Raw genomic sequence first — 16,103 nt, 5'->3', positions numbered from 1 at the left:
GGCTGCACCATCCGGACGCGCTTGCGCCCGGCTGGTGCAACAGGCCTATTTGCCAAGCATGCCTTTGTCTTCGAGGAAGGCGATAATGGTGCTCAGGCCGTCGCCCTGCTTCAGATTGGTGAAGGTCCATGGGCGATCGCCGCGCATACGCTGGGTATCGCTCGCCATCACCTCCAGCGACGCGCCCACATAGGGGGCAAGGTCGGTTTTATTGATCACCAGGAAATCGGATTTGGTGATCCCCGGTCCGCCTTTGCGCGGGATCTTCTCCCCTTCGGCCACATCGATGACGTAGATGGTCAGATCCGCCAGCTCCGGGCTGAAGGTGGCGCTCAGGTTATCGCCGCCGCTTTCCACGAAGATAAGGTCGAGGTTACCGAACTTTTCACTCAGCGCTTCCACGGCGGCGAGGTTCATTGAGGCATCTTCGCGGATCGCCGTATGCGGGCAGCCGCCGGTTTCCACACCGACGATGCGTTCAGGCGCCAGCGCGCCCGCTTCGGTGAGGATGCGCTGATCTTCTTTGGTATAGATGTCGTTAGTGACCACCGCCAGCTGCCAGGTATCGCGCATCGCTTTACACAGTGCTTCCAGCAGAGCGGTTTTACCGGAACCGACCGGGCCGCCGACGCCGACGCGCAGCGGGTGTTTATAAGAGTTCATGGCTTCTCCTAGGAACGGAATAATCGAGAGTATTGGGTTTCATGCCGGGCAGAGGCGATGGCGGCGAGCGGAGTGGCCGATCCGATATCGCCGTCCGGCGCGGCCAGCGCGCGGGGCATCTCGGCCGCGTAGTGGTCACAAAGACGTAAAATCAGCTGCTGGGCGGCCTGCTGGCCGAAGGGGACCAGCTTGACGCCGGCCATCACGGCGCTCTCAATCCAGCTGTAGCCCAGGCTGAGGGCCATCTCGGGCAGGGCGATACGCCAGCGCACGCCGAGCCAGGCCATCCCGGCGAGCTGGCTTTGCTGGCACAGGGAGCGCCACGGCGGCGGACAGTCCGGCTGCCAGTCGCTCAGCAGACGGGCAAACGCCGCGCCGCGGTTGCGCTCTTCCTCCCGCAGTTCACGAGTTTCCCGGCAGGCCAGCAGATAGGCGGTCCAGCGCTGGGCCGCAGCGATATCGCCTTGTTCGCAGGCGCGGTACAGGCGGGCGAACAGCGGCAGGTCAACGGTAAAAAAGCCTTCCGTCATCTGGCGTCGCTGCCAGCGCTCGAAGGCCGCGACGTCCGGCACCCAGCCGGCTTCCACAGCCCACTCCAGCCCCTGGGACCAGCTGTAACCCCCTACCGGCAGGTTGCTGCTGGCCAGCTGCATCAGCCGCAGGCGTTGTTCCGCTGTCGACATGCTAGTGGCTGTGAGCGTGGTGGTCATGATGAGCATGATGATGACCGTGGCTCTCGCTGGCGTAAGCGCCGGCTTCCGGCTCGAACGGCAGCTGGCCAAAGGTCACCGTCAGGCCGAACTGGCGCAGCATATCGTCCAGCACGTGATCGTGATGGTAGCGCAGCTCGCCAGGCATGATCTGCAGCGGCACGTGACGGTTGCCGAGGTGGTAGCAGGCCTTCGCCAGCATAAACGGATCGTCGCAGCGCACTACCGACACCCCTTCATCAGCGGCAATCACCTGCACAAACTCGGTGCCTTCTTCGTTGCTGAGCACATCGCCGCCGCGCAGCAGCAGGCCGCGGGGCAGCAGCAGGCCGGCTTCCCGGCCATCGTTGAGGGTGACCTTAACCCGGCTTTTGACGCGAACATCAATCGGCAGCGTAACGCTGGCGGTCGCGGCGCTGGGGATCTCCAGACGTTGAGTTAAATAAAGCATCCGCTCTCCTTAAAACAGAAAATATCGTTGCGCCATCGGCAGAACGTCTGCCGGCTCGCTGGTGATAAGTTCGCCATCCACCCGCACCTCATAGGTCTGGGCGTCGACGGTGATGTTAGGCTGCAGGCTGTTGTGCACCATGTCGGCTTTCTGCACCGTACGGCAGCCTTTCACCACGGCGATCGCGCTGCGCAGGTTCAGCCGCTCGGCAACGCCATTGGCTGCCGCCGCCTGCGACAGGAAGGTGAGGCGGCAGTGATGGCGGGCGCTGCCCAGCGCGCCAAACATCGGGCGGTAGTGCACCGGCTGCGGGGTCGGAATAGAGGCATTGATATCGCCCATCGGCGCGATGGCGATCATGCCGCCTTTGATCACGGTGGCCGGTTTCACGCCGAAGAAGGCTGGTGACCAGACCACGAGGTCAGCCAGCTTACCCACCTCAATGGATCCGACTTCGTGTGCGATGCCGTGGGTCAGCGCCGGGTTGATGGTGTATTTGGCGATGTAGCGCTTCACGCGGAAGTTGTCGTTATCCCCGGTCTCCTCCGCCAGCGCTCCGCGCTGCACCTTCATGCGATGCGCCACCTGCCAGGTGCGGAGAATCACTTCCCCGACGCGGCCCATGGCCTGCGAATCGGAGGAGGTGAGCGAGAAGGCACCGAGATCGTGCAGCACGTCTTCCGCAGCGATGGTTTCCCGGCGAATGCGCGACTCGGCAAAGGCCACGTCCTCAGCGATGTCCGGGTCCAGATGGTGGCAGACCATCAGCATATCGAGATGTTCATCGATGGTGTTGAGGGTGTAGGGCAGCGTTGGGTTGGTGGACGACGGCAAAATGTTCGGGTGGGCGCAGGCGGTGATGATGTCCGGCGCATGGCCGCCGCCGGCCCCTTCGGTATGGAAGGTGTGGATGGTGCGCCCGCCGATGGCGGCGAGGGTGTCTTCCACAAAACCGGATTCATTCAGGGTGTCGCTGTGCAGGGCGACCTGGATGTCCATTTCATCGGCGACGGTTAACGCACAGTCGATCGCCGCCGGGGTGGCGCCCCAGTCCTCATGGATCTTCAGGCCAATAACGCCCGCCGCCACCTGCTCGCGCAGGGCATCCGGCTGAGAAACGTTGCCCTTGCCCAGCAGGCCGATATTGACCGGCAGGCTGTCGGCCGCCTGCAGCATGCGTGAGATATACCACGGGCCCGGGGTGCAGGTGGTGGCATGGGTGCCCGCGGCCGGGCCGGTGCCGCCGCCGACCATGGTGGTCACGCCGGAGACCAGCGCCTCTTCCGCCTGCTGCGGACAGATCCAGTGAATATGGGTATCGATCCCGCCGGCGGTGACAATTTTTCCTTCGGCGGCAATCACTTCCGTCGAGGCACCGATGGGGATGGTGACGTTGGGCTGGATGTCGGGGTTACCGGCTTTGCCGATGGCGAAGATCCGGCCGTCCTTCACGCCGATATCGGCCTTAACGATCCCCCAGTGATCGACGATCAACGCGTTGGTGAGCACCAGGTCGACACAGTCGGCGGCCAGCATCTGCCCCTGGCCCATGCCGTCGCGGATCACTTTGCCGCCGCCGAATTTGACCTCTTCCCCGTAGGTGGTCAAATCGTCCTCCACCTCGATCCACAGCTCGGTATCGGCCAGGCGCACCTTGTCGCCGACGGTGGGGCCGAACATATCGGCATAGGCCTGGCGTGAAATATTACTCATCGTTTACCTCCAGAGGGCCCATGACCTCGCCGCGGAAGCCGAAGACGGCGCGGTGACCGGCGAAGGCCACCAGCTCGACCTCGCGTTTCTGGCCGGGTTCAAAGCGTACCGCCGTGCCCGCCGGGATATTCAGGCGATAGCCGGCGGCCTGCTGACGGTCGAACTTCAGCGCCGGGTTAACCTCGGCGAAATGGTAGTGCGAACCGACCTGAATCGGCCGATCGCCGTGGTTCTCAACGACCACGCGACAGGTTGCCCGGCCGGTATTCAGGGCTATCTGACCGGGCTTAACGTGATATTCACCGGGGATCATGGCGCTACCTCAGATAATCGGGTTGTGAACGGTGACCAGCTTCGAGCCGTCCGGGAAGGTGGCTTCGACCTGGATATCCGGGATCATTTCCGGGACGCCCTCCATCACCTGCTCGCGGGTCAGGACGTGACGGCCTTCCTCCATCAGCGAGGCCACGCTTTTGCCGTCCCGAGCGCCTTCCATAATAAAGGCGCTGATGAGGGCCACGGACTCCGGATAGTTGAGCTTCAGGCCGCGGGCCAGGCGACGCTCCGCCACCAGCGCGGCGGTAAACAGCAACAGCTTGTCTTTTTCTCGGGGGGTCAGTTCCATAACGTTCTCTTAAGTCAGCCAGATTCGGGGAAGTACGGGAGATTTACCGGTGAGATGAGGGCGCAGAAACTGCCATACGTCGCGCATCACCCGCTGGCAAATCAGATTATCGTCACTGAGGAAACGCACCGTCAGCAGGCGGTCGGTCAGGCTGGCGCCGGCGTAGAGACCGAGCGGCGCCAGCGCGTCGCGCACCCCGTCGAGCAGGGCATCGGTAGCCGGATAGCACAGCAAAGTGCCGACCCAGGGACGTTCGGCGACGCTGGAGAGCTCTCCCTCCTGCAGCTGCAGGCGCTCGACCAGCAGCGGCTCATCGTCCACCCATACCTCCAGCCGGTTGCTGAGGGTGCCGTGGCTGAAGGTTTCGCCAATCACCGGGCGGCCAAGGCAGAGCAGATCCCAGGCCAGCAGCCTGCTGGAGGCGCAAAGATGAAAGGTAGTGAACAGCCGGGCATTGGCCCCGGGAAAGAAGATGGCATCCTGCGGGAGCCACTCCAGGGTCGCCTGCGGGGCAAGGGTCAACTGCTGGCGAACTAGCGCTTGCGCGCCGCTGCTGCGGTAAAACTTGCTGGCGCCAGGCATGGTTATCAGCGTATGGCAGCCGGGGGCAAGGTGCGCGCTAATTGTCAGCTCATCACCGCCGACGATGCCGCCGGGCGGGTGAAGCAGATAGAGGTGACAGGTCTCTTCTTCCGGGTAAAACGGGCGCTGGACGGTCAGCGGGCCGACGTGTTGGGCGCTGGCGAGAACGGTCTTGCCGCCGGCCTGCTGAAAGCGGAGATCCAGCGTGGCCTGCCAGCCTTTTTTGAGTGGTGGTAACACGGTGCCGTGCAATGTTGCGCCCCTGCAAAATCAAGATAAAACAGCAGCAATGAGTATTGATCGGCGGGAGTTTATCCCGGTCATACGAAACGCTTATGTCATCCGTAACCCGGAGCGTCGCGACGGGCGCGAGGGGAAAGCGGCATAACCGCTCCGGATTATTCACCCGGATAATCTTTGCCGTCAATATCCTGATCCGCAGCCTGGGCGCGGCGGAAAAGGCGGCGGATCGGGTTGCGCCGCGCCGCCAGCCGCCAGCGCAACTTTTGCCTTTCCATGCTGCTAACGTATTGTTACAAAAGGAGGATGTGGCGATGATCGCCTTTGATGGCGAGGAAGCGTAAAAGGGCGGATGAAAGGCGCGATTAGCGCAGGGGAGTTCCCCGCCTGGCGGAGCCGGGAGGGGAGATTACTTCTGCTCTGGCGTTTTTTTCTTCTTCACGCGGGTCCAGATTTTGCTCTCCTGGCGGCGCCACAGACGCTGAATGTTGTCGTGATGGCGCAGGAGGATCAGGCAGGAGAGCATCGACACCGGAAAGGTGTACTGCGGTTTGAACCACCAGACGTAGAACGGGGCGATCAGCGCGCTGACGATAGCGCCCAGGGAAGAGTAACCGCTGAGCAGGATGGTCAGCAGCCAGGTCCCGGCCATCACCCCGGTGAGATCGAGCCCGATGGGGGCGATAGCGCCGAAGGCCGTGGCGACACCTTTACCGCCGCGGAAATGAAAGAAGACTGGCCAGATATGGCCCACGCAGGCGGCAATCGCCACTAACCCCAGCCAGAACGGCGTAAGGCCCAGCGCCCAGGCGCCCCACACCGGGAGCATGCCCTTCAGCACATCAAAAATAAGTACCGCTACGGCCGCCCCTTTTCCGCCAATTCGTAGTACGTTAGTGGCCCCGGGGTTGCCTGAGCCGCTGTCGCGTGGGTCGGGCAGGCCAGCAAGGCGACATACCAGAATGGCGCTGGAAATGGAGCCGCAGAGGTAGGCGAGGAGTACCAGTCCAGGCGCGATTGCACTCATAACGCTGTTCCGTTTTGAAAATGTCGTTGTATTCTCTGCATCTGTGGATAATACGCATAATTCGCCGGAAGTGGTATCCGGTTTAGCTAAAAAGCAGGCAGGGCGTGATGGATATTGTATTTATAGAGCAACTTTCGGTAATCACCACCATTGGTGTTTATGACTGGGAACAAACCATTGAGCAGAAGCTGGTGTTCGATATCGAAATTGCATGGGATAACCGCAAGGCGGCCGCCAGCGATGATGTCAGCGATTGCCTCAGCTATGCTGATATCAGCGAGCGCGTGATCGCGCATGTGGAAGGGGGAAAATTTGCGTTAGTGGAGCGGGTGGCGGAAGAGGTGGCCGACCTGCTGCTGGAAACATTCCAGTCGCCATGGGTGCGCATAAAAGTCAGCAAACCTGGCGCCGTGGCTCGCGCGGCAAACGTCGGGGTGATTATTGAACGTGGCCTTAATCTGAAACAAAACTTTTCAGGTCATACTTGTTAAACAAATTGCGTTTATACCGGTCATAGCATCCGGTCATCAGGCAATTTTACTGGCGATGTCCTTCCAGAACGGTGGACGAATCCGCGTGTACTTCCTGTGCGCTGCGGATTACGCGCACTCTGGCAGCCGGGTTGTGCCTGTTGAACGATACCGTGTTCCTGGTTTTTTTCATTTTACTTTTTTAAAGGGTTTAATTGGATGAGCGATATACACTCGCTGCTGGTGGCGGCAATATTGGGTGTGGTTGAGGGTTTGACAGAGTTTTTACCTGTTTCCAGTACCGGTCATATGATTATTGTTGGTCACCTGCTGGGGTTTGAAGGTGATACCGCAAATACCTTTGAAGTGGTGATTCAGTTAGGTTCGATACTCGCCGTGGTGGTGATGTTCTGGCGTCGCCTGTTCGGCCTGATCGGCATCCATTTCGGGAAACCGCCGGCGCATGAAGGCCAGGGCAGCGGCCGTTTGTCGCTTATCCATATCCTTCTCGGCATGATCCCCGCGGTGGTGATGGGGCTGATTTTCCATGACACCATTAAATCCTTGTTTAACCCGGTGAACGTGATGTACGCCCTGATTGTCGGCGGCGTATTGCTGATTGCAGCGGAAGTGCTGAAGCCGAAACAGCCGCGCGCGGTCGGGATTGACGATATGACCTACCGTCAGGCGTTCGTCATCGGCTGCTTTCAGTGCCTGGCGCTGTGGCCAGGTTTCTCCCGCTCGGGGGCGACTATCTCCGGCGGCATGCTGATGGGCGTCAGCCGCTATGCGGCCTCGGAGTTCTCTTTCCTGCTGGCGGTACCGATGATGATGGGCGCCACCGTGCTGGACGTCTACAAGAGCATCGGCTTCCTGAACATGGGCGACGTCCCGATGTTCGCCGTCGGCTTCGTGATGGCGTTTATCGTGGCGCTGATTGCGATTAAAACCTTCCTGCAGCTGATCAAACGGATCTCGTTCATTCCGTTCGCTATCTACCGCTTTATCGTCGCGGCAGCGGTGTACGTGGTCTTCTTCTAAGGCCTGCGCCCTCAGCCTTGCGGCTGGGGGCAACGCTGTTCCTTCCACTGCGCTACCGCCGCAATTCTCCGCCGCGTCAGCTCCTCGTGAATTTCCGCCCCTTTAAAGCCCGCCGCCACGACCTCTTTAGTGGAGACCGACTGCGCCACTTCCCAGGCCTCCAGTAGCAGGCGCCCCTGCGGGTAATCGCTGGCCTCGAAACCGGTGCGTCCGCGGACGTCGGCTTCGCTGGTGAGCGCGATCTGCTGCACGCGCTGCGGTTTGCGCCACGCGTCAATGCTGTCGAAGAGTTTGACGAGGGTTTTCGGCTGCAGAATTGGCAGGGTGTGGATTAGGTCATGGTACTCCGCCACCAGTTTCGCGAGATCGCGGATATCGTTCGGCACCCGCAGACGCGCGCAGAGCTGCTCCACCAGCTTGACTCCCGCCGGACCATGGCCGTGGTGACGCGGCCAGAGCGCCTTCGGCGTCAGCCCTTTGCCGAGGTCATGGCACAGGGTGGCGAAACGTACGTCGACATCCGGCGACAGCATCGCGGCCATCGTGACGGTCATCAGGGTGTGCAGGCCGGTGTCGATTTCCGGATGCCATTTCGCCGGGGCCGGCACGCCGTACAGGGCGTCAATCTCCGGGAACAGCACCTTGAGGGCCTGACAGTCGCGCAGCGTCTGGAAAAATACCTGCGGGTTGCGAGTAGTTAATGCGCTTTCCGTCTCCTTCCACACCCGCTCCGGCGTTAAATGCGCCAGCTCGCCGGCCTCAACCATCGCGGCCATCAGGGCCTGGGTCTCTTCGGCAATGCGAAAACCGAGGTGGGCGTAGCGGGCGGCAAAGCGCGCGACGCGCAGCACGCGCAGCGGATCTTCACTAAACGCGGGAGAGACATGGCGCAGCAGGCGCTGACGGAGATCGTTCTGTCCGCCGTAGGGGTCGATAATTGCGCCGTCGGCATCCTGGGCGAGAGCGTTGACCGTCAGGTCGCGGCGCAGCAGATCGGCTTCGAGGGTGACGTCCGGGGCGGCATAGCAGGTAAAACCGGTATAGCCCGCGCCGGATTTGCGCTCGGTGCGGGCCAGGGCATACTCTTCCCGGCTTTGCGGATGGAGGAACACGGGAAAATCGCGGCCTACCTGTTGATAGCCCGCGTCTAGCATCTGTTGCGGGGTGGCGCCCACCACCACCCAGTCTCGGTCTTTGACCGGCAGCCCTAACAGCGCGTCACGCACCGCGCCACCGACCAGATAACTCTTCACGCCTGATTCTCCCGTATCCGTTTTTCGCAAGATGATACGTAAGTCTGGCAGAGAAGACGAATTAGTTCATCCACCGGTCTTTACGTTTGCGGCTTGGCACCAGATGCGGCAGCACCAGACCGAGCAGCAGACCGACGCCCAGCACACCGCCGCCGTACATAAACCACTGCATGATAATGGTGCGCTGTTTATCATCAAGCTGCAGATTTGCCGCATTCACCTTCTTCTGCGCGACAACCAGCTCGTTTTTCAACTTTTGGTTCTCGTCCTTCAGCGCGTTAATCACGCTGTCGCTGCCGGCGACTTTCTTCTGCATATCCGCCGTGCGCTGGTTCCAGGTGGCATCGATGTTATTCAGCTTATCGGTCAGCGTTTTGACCTGGTTTTCCAGATCCGGGACGCGGGTACGCAGGCTGGGCTCGTTGCTCAGCTCTTTCAGCGGGATCCAGGCGGTACGGCCGTTGCTATCGCGAATTTGCGCGTAACTGGTGCTGTCGTTCGTTTGCAGTACCGACACTTCTTCCCCGGCGTTGATGGTGCCGACCAGACGATAATTATCGCCCGGGCCGCTGCGAACCCAGGTGTTCAGCTCATCGGAAACGTAGCGCTTTTCTTCTGCGTGAACCGCCGTGGCGGCGCTAAGCGCGAGCAAAGTAAAAGTAATCAGGCGTAATTTTGGCATCAGGTCATCGTTTGGTCATAAAAAGTGGAACGATAGTAGAGGCATCGCCAGAGCGACGCAAAGTTTTCCGCCACAATCGGAATCATCCAGGAGGTGGCCCGGCAAAAAGCGCGTTGCATGGCGATTCACCGCAAAATACTATCTACTGACAAAAAATATTGTCGTAAGTTCGCCGCAATTTGTCGGCGCAGCACAGAAGCGGAAGAATTCAGTCATGGCTCAAGAAATCGAACTCAAGTTTATCGTCGCTCAGGATGGGGTAGAGACGCTGCGCGAGCAGCTCAATGCGCTCGAGGCGAAACATACGCCCGCGGGCCAGTTGCTGAACATTTATTACGAAACCGCCGATAACTGGCTGCGTCGTCACGATATGGGGCTGCGCATCCGCGGCGATCAGGGGCGTTATGAGATGACGCTGAAAATCGCCGGTCGGGTGGTCGGCGGCCTGCACCAGCGCCCGGAATATAATATTCCACTGGATAAACCGGAGCTGGCGCTTGAGCGCCTGCCGGCGGAGGTCTGGCCGCAAGGGGAACTTCCGGCCGCGCTGGCGGAGCATGTCCAGCCGCTGTTCAGCACCGATTTTGCCCGTGAACGCTGGGTGATCCAGGAAGGAAAGAGTGAGATTGAGATTGCCCTCGATCGTGGCGAAGTGAAGGCGGGCGAACATCAGGAGCCGATCTGCGAACTGGAGCTGGAGCTGCTCGCCGGGGAGACCGCCGATCTGCTGCGCCTCGCGCATCGTTTGCTGGAGAGCGGCGTCCTGCGTCAGGGGAGCCTGAGCAAAGCCGCGCGCGGGTATCATCTGGCGCAAGGTAACAATGAGCGTCCGGTGACCCGGCTGGCGGTGCTGCCGGTGGCAGCGAAGGCCAGCGTGGAGCAGGGGCTGGAGGCGGCGCTGGAGAGCGCCCTGGCGCATTGGCTGTATCACGACGAGATCTGGCTGCGCGGCAACGCAAAAGCCAAAGCGGAAATTCTGCTGGCGATAGCCCGCGTGCGCCATGCCCTCGTGCTGTTCGGCGGCATCGTGCCGCGTAAGGCGACCACCCACCTCCGCGCGTTGCTGAACGACGCCGACGCCGTTCTGCTGGCTGCGGACACCGCCGACGAAGCGTTATTCCGCACCGAGGTCGTTGGCGCCAAACTGGCCCTGACCGAATGGCTGGTCCAGCGCGGGTGGCGTTCGTTCCTCAACGAGGCGGGAGAGAAAAAAATAGCCGGATCGTTCAAACGGTTTGCCGATATTCACCTCTCGCGGGTGGCGGCCGAGCTGCGCAGCGCCGTGCAGCATCTGGCGATAGAAGATGCCGCTGACCAGTTGCCGAAGCTGTCCCGCGACATCGACAGCGTCCAGCTGCTGGCGGGCGCCTATGGCGACGCCGTCGCGCCCTGGCTGGAGAACTGGCAGGAACTTCAGCGTGCGATAGAGCATGACGACCGCAGCGTGTTTGAATATTTCCGTCGCCAGGCGCTGGCTGCCGAGCCGTTCTGGCTGCATAGTGGAAAACGATAATTACAGGCCAGGGAGCCCTTATGATGCCGCTTTCTCCGCAGTTACAGCAGCACTGGCAGACGGTCGCTGACCGTCTGCCAACGGATTTTCCCGTTGCCGAACTGAGCCCACAGGCCAGGTCGGTGATGGCGTTCAGCGATTTTGTCGAACAGAGTGTGATCGCTCAGCCGGGCTGGCTGAATGAGCTTGCGGACTCCGCGCCGGCGGCGGAAGAGTGGCGGCATTACGAAGCCTGGCTGCAGGAGCGCCTGCAGGCCGTCACTGACGAAGCGGGGTTGATGCGAGAGCTGCGTCTCTTCCGCCGCCAGATGATGGTCCGCATCGCCTGGGCGCAGGCGTTGTCGCTGGTGCGCGAAGAAGAGACGCTGCAGCAGCTGAGCGTCCTGGCGGAGACCCTGATTGTCGCCGCCCGCGACTGGCTGTACGCCGCCTGCTGTAAAGAGTGGGGAACGCCATGCAACGCCGAGGGTCAGCCGCAGCCGCTGCTGATCCTCGGGATGGGAAAGCTGGGCGGCGGCGAGCTGAACTTCTCTTCCGATATCGATCTGATCTTTGCCTGGCCGGAGCATGGCGCCACCCGCGGCGGCCGCCGCGAGCTGGATAACGCCCAGTTCTTTACCCGCCTGGGGCAGCGGCTTATCAAGGCGCTCGACCAGCCGACGCAGGACGGCTTTGTTTATCGGGTGGACATGCGCCTGCGGCCGTTTGGCGACAGCGGGCCGCTGGTGCTCAGCTTTGCGGCGCTGGAAGATTATTACCAGGAGCAGGGGCGGGACTGGGAACGCTACGCGATGGTGAAAGCGCGGATCATGGGCGATAACGACGGCGCCTACGCCAGCGAACTGCGCGCGATGCTTCGCCCCTTCGTCTTCCGCCGCTATATCGACTTCAGCGTGATCCAGTCGCTGCGTAACATGAAAGGCATGATCGCCCGTGAAGTGCGGCGTCGCGGGCTGAAAGACAACATCAAGCTCGGCGCCGGCGGCATTCGTGAAATTGAATTTATCGTTCAGGTCTTTCAGCTGATCCGCGGCGGTCGCGAACCTGCGCTGCAGCAGCGCGCGCTATTGCCGACACTGGCGGCGATTGATGAGCTGCATCTGCTGCCGGAAGGCGACGCGACGCTGCTGCGCGCGGCCTATCTGTTCCTGCGCCGGCTGGAAAACCTGCTGCAAAGTATCAACGATGAACAGACCCAGACCCTGCCACAGGATGAACTGAACCGCGCCAGACTGGCGTGGGGGATGCATACCGATGACTGGGAGACGCTGAGCGCGCAGCTGGCGAACCATATGGCCAACGTACGGCGGGTGTTTAATGAACTGATCGGCGATGACGAGGCTCAGTCGCCAGATGAGCAGCTGGCCGAGTACTGGCGCGAGCTGTGGCAGGATGCGCTGGAAGAAGATGACGCCAGTCCGGCGCTGGCGCATTTAAACGACGCCGACCGCCGCAGCGTGCTGGCGCTGATTGCCGATTTCCGCAAAGAGCTGGATCGGCGCACCATCGGCCCGCGCGGCCGCCAGGTGCTGGATCAGCTGATGCCGCATCTGTTGAGCGAAATCTGCTCGCGCGCCGATGCGCCGCTGCCTCTGGCGCGGATCACGCCGCTGTTGACCGGGATCGTCACCCGCACCACCTATCTTGAACTGCTGAGCGAATTCCCCGGCGCGCTGAAACACCTGATTACGCTCTGCGCGGCATCGCCGATGGTCGCCAGCCAGCTGGCGCGCCACCCGCTGCTGCTGGATGAGCTGCTGGATCCCAACACCCTCTATCAGCCGACGGCGACCGATGCCTATCGCGACGAGCTGCGTCAGTATCTGCTGCGGGTGCCGGAAGAGGATGAAGAGCAGCAGCTGGAGGCGTTGCGCCAGTTCAAGCAGGCGCAGCAGCTGCATATCGCGGCGGCGGATATCGCCGGCACCCTGCCGGTGATGAAGGTCAGCGATCATTTAACCTGGCTTGCCGAAGCGATCCTCGACGCGGTGGTGCAGCAGGCATGGGGGCAGATGGTGGCTCGCTACGGCCTGCCGACCCACCTGCACGATCGCCAGGGGCGCGGCTTCGCCGTCGTCGGCTACGGCAAGCTCGGCGGTTGGGAGCTGGGCTACAGCTCCGATCTCGACCTGGTGTTCCTCCATGACTGCCCGGCGGAGGTGATGACCGACGGCGAGCGGGAGATTGACGGCCGTCAGTTCTACCTGCGGCTGGCCCAGCGGATCATGCATCTGTTCAGCACCCGCACCTCGTCCGGTATTCTCTACGAAGTGGACGCCCGGCTGCGCCCTTCCGGCGCGGCGGGGATGCTGGTTACCACCGCTGACGCGTTTGCCGACTATCAGCAGAACGAGGCCTGGACGTGGGAGCATCAGGCGCTGGTGCGCGCCCGCGTGGTCTATGGCGACCCGGCGTTGCAGGCGCGCTTTGACGCCATTCGTCGCGATATCCTGACCACCCCGCGGGAGGGCGCAACCCTGCAGACCGAGGTTCGCGAGATGCGCGAGAAGATGCGCGCCCACCTCGGCAACAAGCATCCCAATCGTTTTGATATCAAAGCCGATGCCGGCGGGATCACGGATATTGAATTTATTACCCAGTATCTGGTCCTACGCTATGCCAGCGACAAGCCGAAGCTGACCCGCTGGTCTGATAATGTGCGTATTCTCGAGCTGCTGGCGCAGAACGACATCATGGACGAAGAGGAAGCGCGCGCCTTAACGCACGCGTACACCACCTTGCGTGACGCGCTCCATCACCTGGCCCTGCAGGAGCTGCCGGGACACGTGGCGCCAGAGGCCTTCAGCCGGGAGCGCGAGCAGGTCAGCGCCAGCTGGCAGAAATGGCTGATGGCTTAACTATAAAATCGGGTGTGCTATTATCGCGCGCAAAGTTTGCGTCTCGCAGGAGAGAGTCATGAAAGTAACGCTGCCGGAGTTTGAACGTGCAGGAGTGTTGGTGGTGGGTGATGTGATGCTGGACCGCTACTGGTACGGCCCCACCAGTCGTATTTCCCCGGAAGCCCCGGTGCCGGTGGTGAAGGTGGAAAATATCGAAGAACGTCCTGGCGGCGCGGCAAACGTAGCGATGAACATTGCCTCGCTGGGGGCAACCTCGCGCCTGGTGGGATTGACCGGGATTGATGACGCCGCCCGCGCGCTGAGCCAGGCGCTGGCCAACGTCAATGTGAAGTGCGACTTCGTCTCCGTCCCGACTCACCCGACTATCACCAAGCTGCGGGTGCTGTCGCGCAATCAACAGCTGATCCGCCTCGACTTTGAAGAGGGCTTCTCCGGCGTCGATCCGCAGCCGATGCACGAGCGCATTCAGCAGGCGCTGGGCTCTATTGGCGCGCTGGTCCTTTCGGACTATGCCAAAGGGGCGCTGACCAGCGTCCAGACCATGATCCGACTCGCACGCGAAGCGGGCGTGCCGGTGCTGATCGATCCGAAAGGCACCGATTTCGAACGCTATCGCGGCGCGACGTTGCTCACCCCGAACCTCTCTGAGTTTGAAGCGGTGGTGGGCAAGTGCCAGGATGAAGCGCAGATCGTTGAGCGCGGCATGAAGCTCATCGCCGAATTCGAACTGTCGGCGCTGCTGGTGACGCGCTCTGAGCAGGGGATGACGCTGCTGCAGCCGGGGCGTCCGCCGCTGCATATGCCGACCCAGGCCCAGGAAGTGTACGACGTGACCGGCGCCGGCGACACGGTGATTGGCGTGCTGGCGGCGACCCTGGCGTCCGGCAACACCCTGGAAGAGGCCTGCTATTTCGCTAACGCCGCGGCGGGCGTGGTGGTCGGTAAGCTGGGTACATCCACCGTTTCCCCTGTCGAGCTGGAAAACGCGGTCCGCGGCCGGGCTGAGACCGGCTTTGGCGTGATGAGCGAAGAGGAGCTCAAACAGGCGGTTGCGGCGGCGCGCAAGCGCGGCGAGAAAGTGGTGATGACCAACGGCGTCTTCGACATTCTGCATGCCGGTCATGTCTCCTATCTGGCGAATGCGCGCAAGCTGGGCGACCGTCTGATCGTGGCGGTCAACAGCGATGCCTCCACCAAACGTCTGAAAGGCGAAACCCGCCCGGTGAACCCGCTGGAACAGCGGATGATCGTGCTGGGGGCGCTGGAAGCCGTCGACTGGGTGGTCTCCTTCGAAGAAGATACTCCGCAGCGCCTGATCGCTGGCATCCTGCCGGATCTGCTGGTCAAGGGCGGCGACTACAAACCGGAGCAGATCGCCGGCAGCGAAGAGGTCTGGGCGAACGGTGGCGAAGTGCTGGTGCTCAACTTTGAAGATGGCTGCTCAACTACCAATATTATTAAGAAAATACAAAAAGATAGCGACAAATAAGCTTTTCGCTATTCACCGGTTTGTACGGTGAAGCATCACGGCCTGCGATAGACGTATCGCGGGCCGTTTTTATTTAATCATGTGGAAAATGATTTAGCGCAATAAATAATCATGTTAAGCGCATTTTTCGTACAAATCGCGTTAAGGTAAGCGTAAATACTGAAGTGAGTAAAAGGCATATGACTTATCAGAACATCCACCGCTGAAGGAGTATGCGCATGAACCATAACGATATGTATTCAATGAAGAATTTTGATTTTTTGGCGCGGAGTTTCGCCAGAATGCACGCCCAGGGCCAGCCAGTTGATCTTCAGGCCATTGTCGGCAATATGGATGAAGAACATCGTGAATGGTTTTGCCAGCGCTATGAACTGTACTGTCGCCAGGTGAGTAGTCAGGCGGAAGCCGCCCATTAAGCCAAACGCAAAACGGGCCCCCAGGGGCCCGTTTTTTACTGCTGCTCTTCGCTGCCCGGCGTCGCCGCCGGGCGGTTTTCGAGGTCATTCAGGCGCTGCTCCAGCAGCGCCAGTTTTTCCCGGGTCCGCAGCAGCACCTGAGTCTGCACGTCAAACTCTTCGCGGCTAACCAGATCCAGACGGGTCAGCTGCGACTGCAGCGCCTGGCGGATTTTCTTCTCAACATCCTCACCCAGATCGCGAAGTCCTTTTGGCATCGACTCATGGACCTGGCGGGCGATTTGTTCAATTTTTTTCGGGTCAATCATGGTGGTTTCCTGCTCGGGTCGGATGATTGATCATTGTAGTGCGAACCAGGCCGCCTATA

At 61.1% G+C, this 16,103-nt stretch carries 20 protein-coding genes; 7 read left to right on the top strand and 13 right to left on the bottom strand.

Annotation, left to right across the window (positions count from 1 at the left end; genetic code table 11):
- Positions 1–45 precede the first annotated feature (45 nt).
- From ureG to HMPREF1024_RS12865, 7 genes are read right to left on the bottom strand one after another with little or no spacing between them, the layout of a single operon-like run.
- Entirely contained in the window at positions 46–663 is a 618-nt protein-coding gene (ureG, locus tag HMPREF1024_RS12835) for an urease accessory protein UreG (RefSeq protein WP_002916877.1), read from the bottom strand.
- Between the two features lie 8 nt (positions 664–671).
- Entirely contained in the window at positions 672–1,346 is a 675-nt protein-coding gene (locus HMPREF1024_RS12840; protein WP_016532672.1) for an urease accessory protein UreF, read from the bottom strand.
- 1 nt (position 1,347) lies between these two features.
- The gene (gene ureE, locus HMPREF1024_RS12845; protein ID WP_004215466.1) at positions 1,348–1,824 is read right to left on the bottom strand and encodes an urease accessory protein UreE; all 477 of its coding nucleotides are present in this window, start codon (positions 1,822–1,824) and stop codon (positions 1,348–1,350) included.
- A 9-nt stretch (positions 1,825–1,833) separates the two neighbouring features.
- Positions 1,834–3,537 (bottom strand): urease subunit alpha, encoded by a 1,704-nt coding sequence (ureC, locus tag HMPREF1024_RS12850; RefSeq protein ID WP_002916874.1) that lies wholly within the window; start codon positions 3,535–3,537, stop codon positions 1,834–1,836.
- A complete protein-coding gene (locus HMPREF1024_RS12855; RefSeq protein ID WP_002916872.1) occupies positions 3,530–3,850 on the bottom strand; it encodes an urease subunit beta in 321 nt (106 codons plus the stop codon). Before HMPREF1024_RS12855 ends, ureC begins: the two co-directional genes overlap by 8 nt.
- A gap of 9 nt (positions 3,851–3,859) precedes the next feature.
- Complete coding sequence (locus HMPREF1024_RS12860; RefSeq protein WP_002916871.1) at positions 3,860–4,162, bottom strand: urease subunit gamma; 303 nt, start codon at positions 4,160–4,162, stop codon at positions 3,860–3,862.
- 9 nt (positions 4,163–4,171) lie between these two features.
- Positions 4,172–4,996, bottom strand: coding sequence for an urease accessory protein UreD (locus HMPREF1024_RS12865; protein WP_004174349.1), 825 nt, complete (start codon positions 4,994–4,996; stop codon positions 4,172–4,174).
- Here HMPREF1024_RS12865 and HMPREF1024_RS0126545 point away from each other — a divergent pair.
- The gene (locus HMPREF1024_RS0126545; protein ID WP_004144529.1) at positions 4,986–5,132 is read left to right on the top strand and encodes a short-chain dehydrogenase; all 147 of its coding nucleotides are present in this window, start codon (positions 4,986–4,988) and stop codon (positions 5,130–5,132) included. The two genes, HMPREF1024_RS12865 and HMPREF1024_RS0126545, sit on opposite strands and share 11 nt — an antisense overlap.
- Before the next feature lie 10 nt (positions 5,133–5,142).
- On the opposite strand, the gene HMPREF1024_RS31325 is transcribed toward HMPREF1024_RS0126545, so the two are convergent.
- Both HMPREF1024_RS31325 and plsY read right to left on the bottom strand, forming a co-directional pair.
- Positions 5,143–5,262: a hypothetical protein gene (locus HMPREF1024_RS31325; protein WP_020324810.1), complete on the bottom strand. Its 120-nt coding sequence runs from the start codon at positions 5,260–5,262 to the stop codon at positions 5,143–5,145.
- Positions 5,263–5,393: 131 nt separating this feature from the next.
- Positions 5,394–6,011, bottom strand: coding sequence for a glycerol-3-phosphate 1-O-acyltransferase PlsY (gene plsY, locus HMPREF1024_RS12870; RefSeq protein WP_004144530.1), 618 nt, complete (start codon positions 6,009–6,011; stop codon positions 5,394–5,396).
- Between the two features lie 107 nt (positions 6,012–6,118).
- Here plsY and folB point away from each other — a divergent pair, with 107 nt between their 5' ends.
- Together folB and bacA are read left to right on the top strand one after the other, a co-directional pair.
- A complete protein-coding gene (gene folB / locus HMPREF1024_RS12875; protein WP_004150923.1) occupies positions 6,119–6,502 on the top strand; it encodes a bifunctional dihydroneopterin aldolase/7,8-dihydroneopterin epimerase in 384 nt (127 codons plus the stop codon).
- Between the two features lie 198 nt (positions 6,503–6,700).
- Positions 6,701–7,522 (top strand): undecaprenyl-diphosphate phosphatase, encoded by an 822-nt coding sequence (bacA, locus tag HMPREF1024_RS12880; RefSeq protein WP_004144532.1) that lies wholly within the window; start codon positions 6,701–6,703, stop codon positions 7,520–7,522.
- A gap of 11 nt (positions 7,523–7,533) precedes the next feature.
- Here bacA and HMPREF1024_RS12885 read toward each other — a convergent pair whose 3' ends face one another.
- Both HMPREF1024_RS12885 and HMPREF1024_RS12890 read right to left on the bottom strand, forming a co-directional pair.
- Positions 7,534–8,775, bottom strand: a complete 1,242-nt coding sequence (locus HMPREF1024_RS12885) for a multifunctional CCA addition/repair protein (RefSeq protein WP_009308673.1) — start codon at positions 8,773–8,775, stop codon at positions 7,534–7,536.
- 61 nt (positions 8,776–8,836) lie between these two features.
- The gene (locus HMPREF1024_RS12890) at positions 8,837–9,457 is read right to left on the bottom strand and encodes a TIGR04211 family SH3 domain-containing protein (protein ID WP_002916862.1); all 621 of its coding nucleotides are present in this window, start codon (positions 9,455–9,457) and stop codon (positions 8,837–8,839) included.
- A gap of 214 nt (positions 9,458–9,671) precedes the next feature.
- Between HMPREF1024_RS12890 and HMPREF1024_RS12895 the strand changes: the two genes are divergently transcribed.
- The 3 genes from HMPREF1024_RS12895 to hldE are packed head-to-tail and all read left to right on the top strand — an operon-like array spanning position 9,672 to position 15,320.
- Positions 9,672–10,970: an inorganic triphosphatase gene (locus tag HMPREF1024_RS12895; protein ID WP_009308672.1), complete on the top strand. Its 1,299-nt coding sequence runs from the start codon at positions 9,672–9,674 to the stop codon at positions 10,968–10,970.
- 20 nt (positions 10,971–10,990) lie between these two features.
- Positions 10,991–13,828: a bifunctional [glutamate--ammonia ligase]-adenylyl-L-tyrosine phosphorylase/[glutamate--ammonia-ligase] adenylyltransferase gene (gene glnE, locus HMPREF1024_RS12900; protein ID WP_002916860.1), complete on the top strand. Its 2,838-nt coding sequence runs from the start codon at positions 10,991–10,993 to the stop codon at positions 13,826–13,828.
- A gap of 58 nt (positions 13,829–13,886) precedes the next feature.
- Positions 13,887–15,320 (top strand): bifunctional D-glycero-beta-D-manno-heptose-7-phosphate kinase/D-glycero-beta-D-manno-heptose 1-phosphate adenylyltransferase HldE, encoded by a 1,434-nt coding sequence (hldE, locus tag HMPREF1024_RS12905; protein WP_002916858.1) that lies wholly within the window; start codon positions 13,887–13,889, stop codon positions 15,318–15,320.
- Positions 15,321–15,397: 77 nt separating this feature from the next.
- Here hldE and HMPREF1024_RS31320 read toward each other — a convergent pair whose 3' ends face one another.
- Complete coding sequence (locus HMPREF1024_RS31320; RefSeq protein ID WP_004144536.1) at positions 15,398–15,547, bottom strand: hypothetical protein; 150 nt, start codon at positions 15,545–15,547, stop codon at positions 15,398–15,400.
- Here HMPREF1024_RS31320 and glgS point away from each other — a divergent pair.
- Positions 15,539–15,736: a cell surface composition regulator GlgS gene (gene glgS / locus HMPREF1024_RS12910; RefSeq protein ID WP_002916857.1), complete on the top strand. Its 198-nt coding sequence runs from the start codon at positions 15,539–15,541 to the stop codon at positions 15,734–15,736. The two genes, HMPREF1024_RS31320 and glgS, sit on opposite strands and share 9 nt — an antisense overlap.
- Before the next feature lie 35 nt (positions 15,737–15,771).
- Here the strand turns inward: glgS and HMPREF1024_RS12915 are convergent, their stop codons facing one another.
- Entirely contained in the window at positions 15,772–16,044 is a 273-nt protein-coding gene (locus tag HMPREF1024_RS12915; RefSeq protein ID WP_002916856.1) for an accessory factor UbiK family protein, read from the bottom strand.
- Positions 16,045–16,103 lie beyond the last annotated feature (59 nt).

This window comes from Klebsiella sp. 4_1_44FAA (assembly GCF_000238715.1).
In the GTDB taxonomy this organism is placed as follows: Bacteria; Pseudomonadota; Gammaproteobacteria; order Enterobacterales; family Enterobacteriaceae; genus Klebsiella; species Klebsiella pneumoniae.
Note: the sequence above shows the minus strand (reverse complement) of the source record. Positions and strands in the feature narration are given on the sequence as shown.

Bases quoted from the DNA above. Each gene is read 5' to 3' on its own strand.
- ureG (WP_002916877.1), bottom strand. From the start codon at position 663: ATGAACTCTTATAAACACCCGCTGCGCGTCGGCGTCGGCGGCCCGGTC.
- HMPREF1024_RS12840 (WP_016532672.1), bottom strand. From the start codon at position 1,346: ATGTCGACAGCGGAACAACGCCTGCGGCTGATGCAGCTGGCCAGCAGC.
- ureE (WP_004215466.1), bottom strand. From the start codon at position 1,824: ATGCTTTATTTAACTCAACGTCTGGAGATCCCCAGCGCCGCGACCGCC.
- ureC (WP_002916874.1), bottom strand. From the start codon at position 3,537: ATGAGTAATATTTCACGCCAGGCCTATGCCGATATGTTCGGCCCCACC.
- HMPREF1024_RS12855 (WP_002916872.1), bottom strand. From the start codon at position 3,850: ATGATCCCCGGTGAATATCACGTTAAGCCCGGTCAGATAGCCCTGAAT.
- HMPREF1024_RS12860 (WP_002916871.1), bottom strand. From the start codon at position 4,162: ATGGAACTGACCCCCCGAGAAAAAGACAAGCTGTTGCTGTTTACCGCC.
- HMPREF1024_RS31325 (WP_020324810.1), bottom strand. From the start codon at position 5,262: ATGGAAAGGCAAAAGTTGCGCTGGCGGCTGGCGGCGCGGCGCAACCCG.
- plsY (WP_004144530.1), bottom strand. From the start codon at position 6,011: ATGAGTGCAATCGCGCCTGGACTGGTACTCCTCGCCTACCTCTGCGGC.
- folB (WP_004150923.1), top strand. From the start codon at position 6,119: ATGGATATTGTATTTATAGAGCAACTTTCGGTAATCACCACCATTGGT.
- bacA (WP_004144532.1), top strand. From the start codon at position 6,701: ATGAGCGATATACACTCGCTGCTGGTGGCGGCAATATTGGGTGTGGTT.
- HMPREF1024_RS12890 (WP_002916862.1), bottom strand. From the start codon at position 9,457: ATGCCAAAATTACGCCTGATTACTTTTACTTTGCTCGCGCTTAGCGCC.
- HMPREF1024_RS12895 (WP_009308672.1), top strand. From the start codon at position 9,672: ATGGCTCAAGAAATCGAACTCAAGTTTATCGTCGCTCAGGATGGGGTA.
- glnE (WP_002916860.1), top strand. From the start codon at position 10,991: ATGATGCCGCTTTCTCCGCAGTTACAGCAGCACTGGCAGACGGTCGCT.
- hldE (WP_002916858.1), top strand. From the start codon at position 13,887: ATGAAAGTAACGCTGCCGGAGTTTGAACGTGCAGGAGTGTTGGTGGTG.
- glgS (WP_002916857.1), top strand. From the start codon at position 15,539: ATGAACCATAACGATATGTATTCAATGAAGAATTTTGATTTTTTGGCG.
- HMPREF1024_RS31320 (WP_004144536.1), bottom strand. From the start codon at position 15,547: ATGGTTCATGCGCATACTCCTTCAGCGGTGGATGTTCTGATAAGTCAT.
- HMPREF1024_RS12915 (WP_002916856.1), bottom strand. From the start codon at position 16,044: ATGATTGACCCGAAAAAAATTGAACAAATCGCCCGCCAGGTCCATGAG.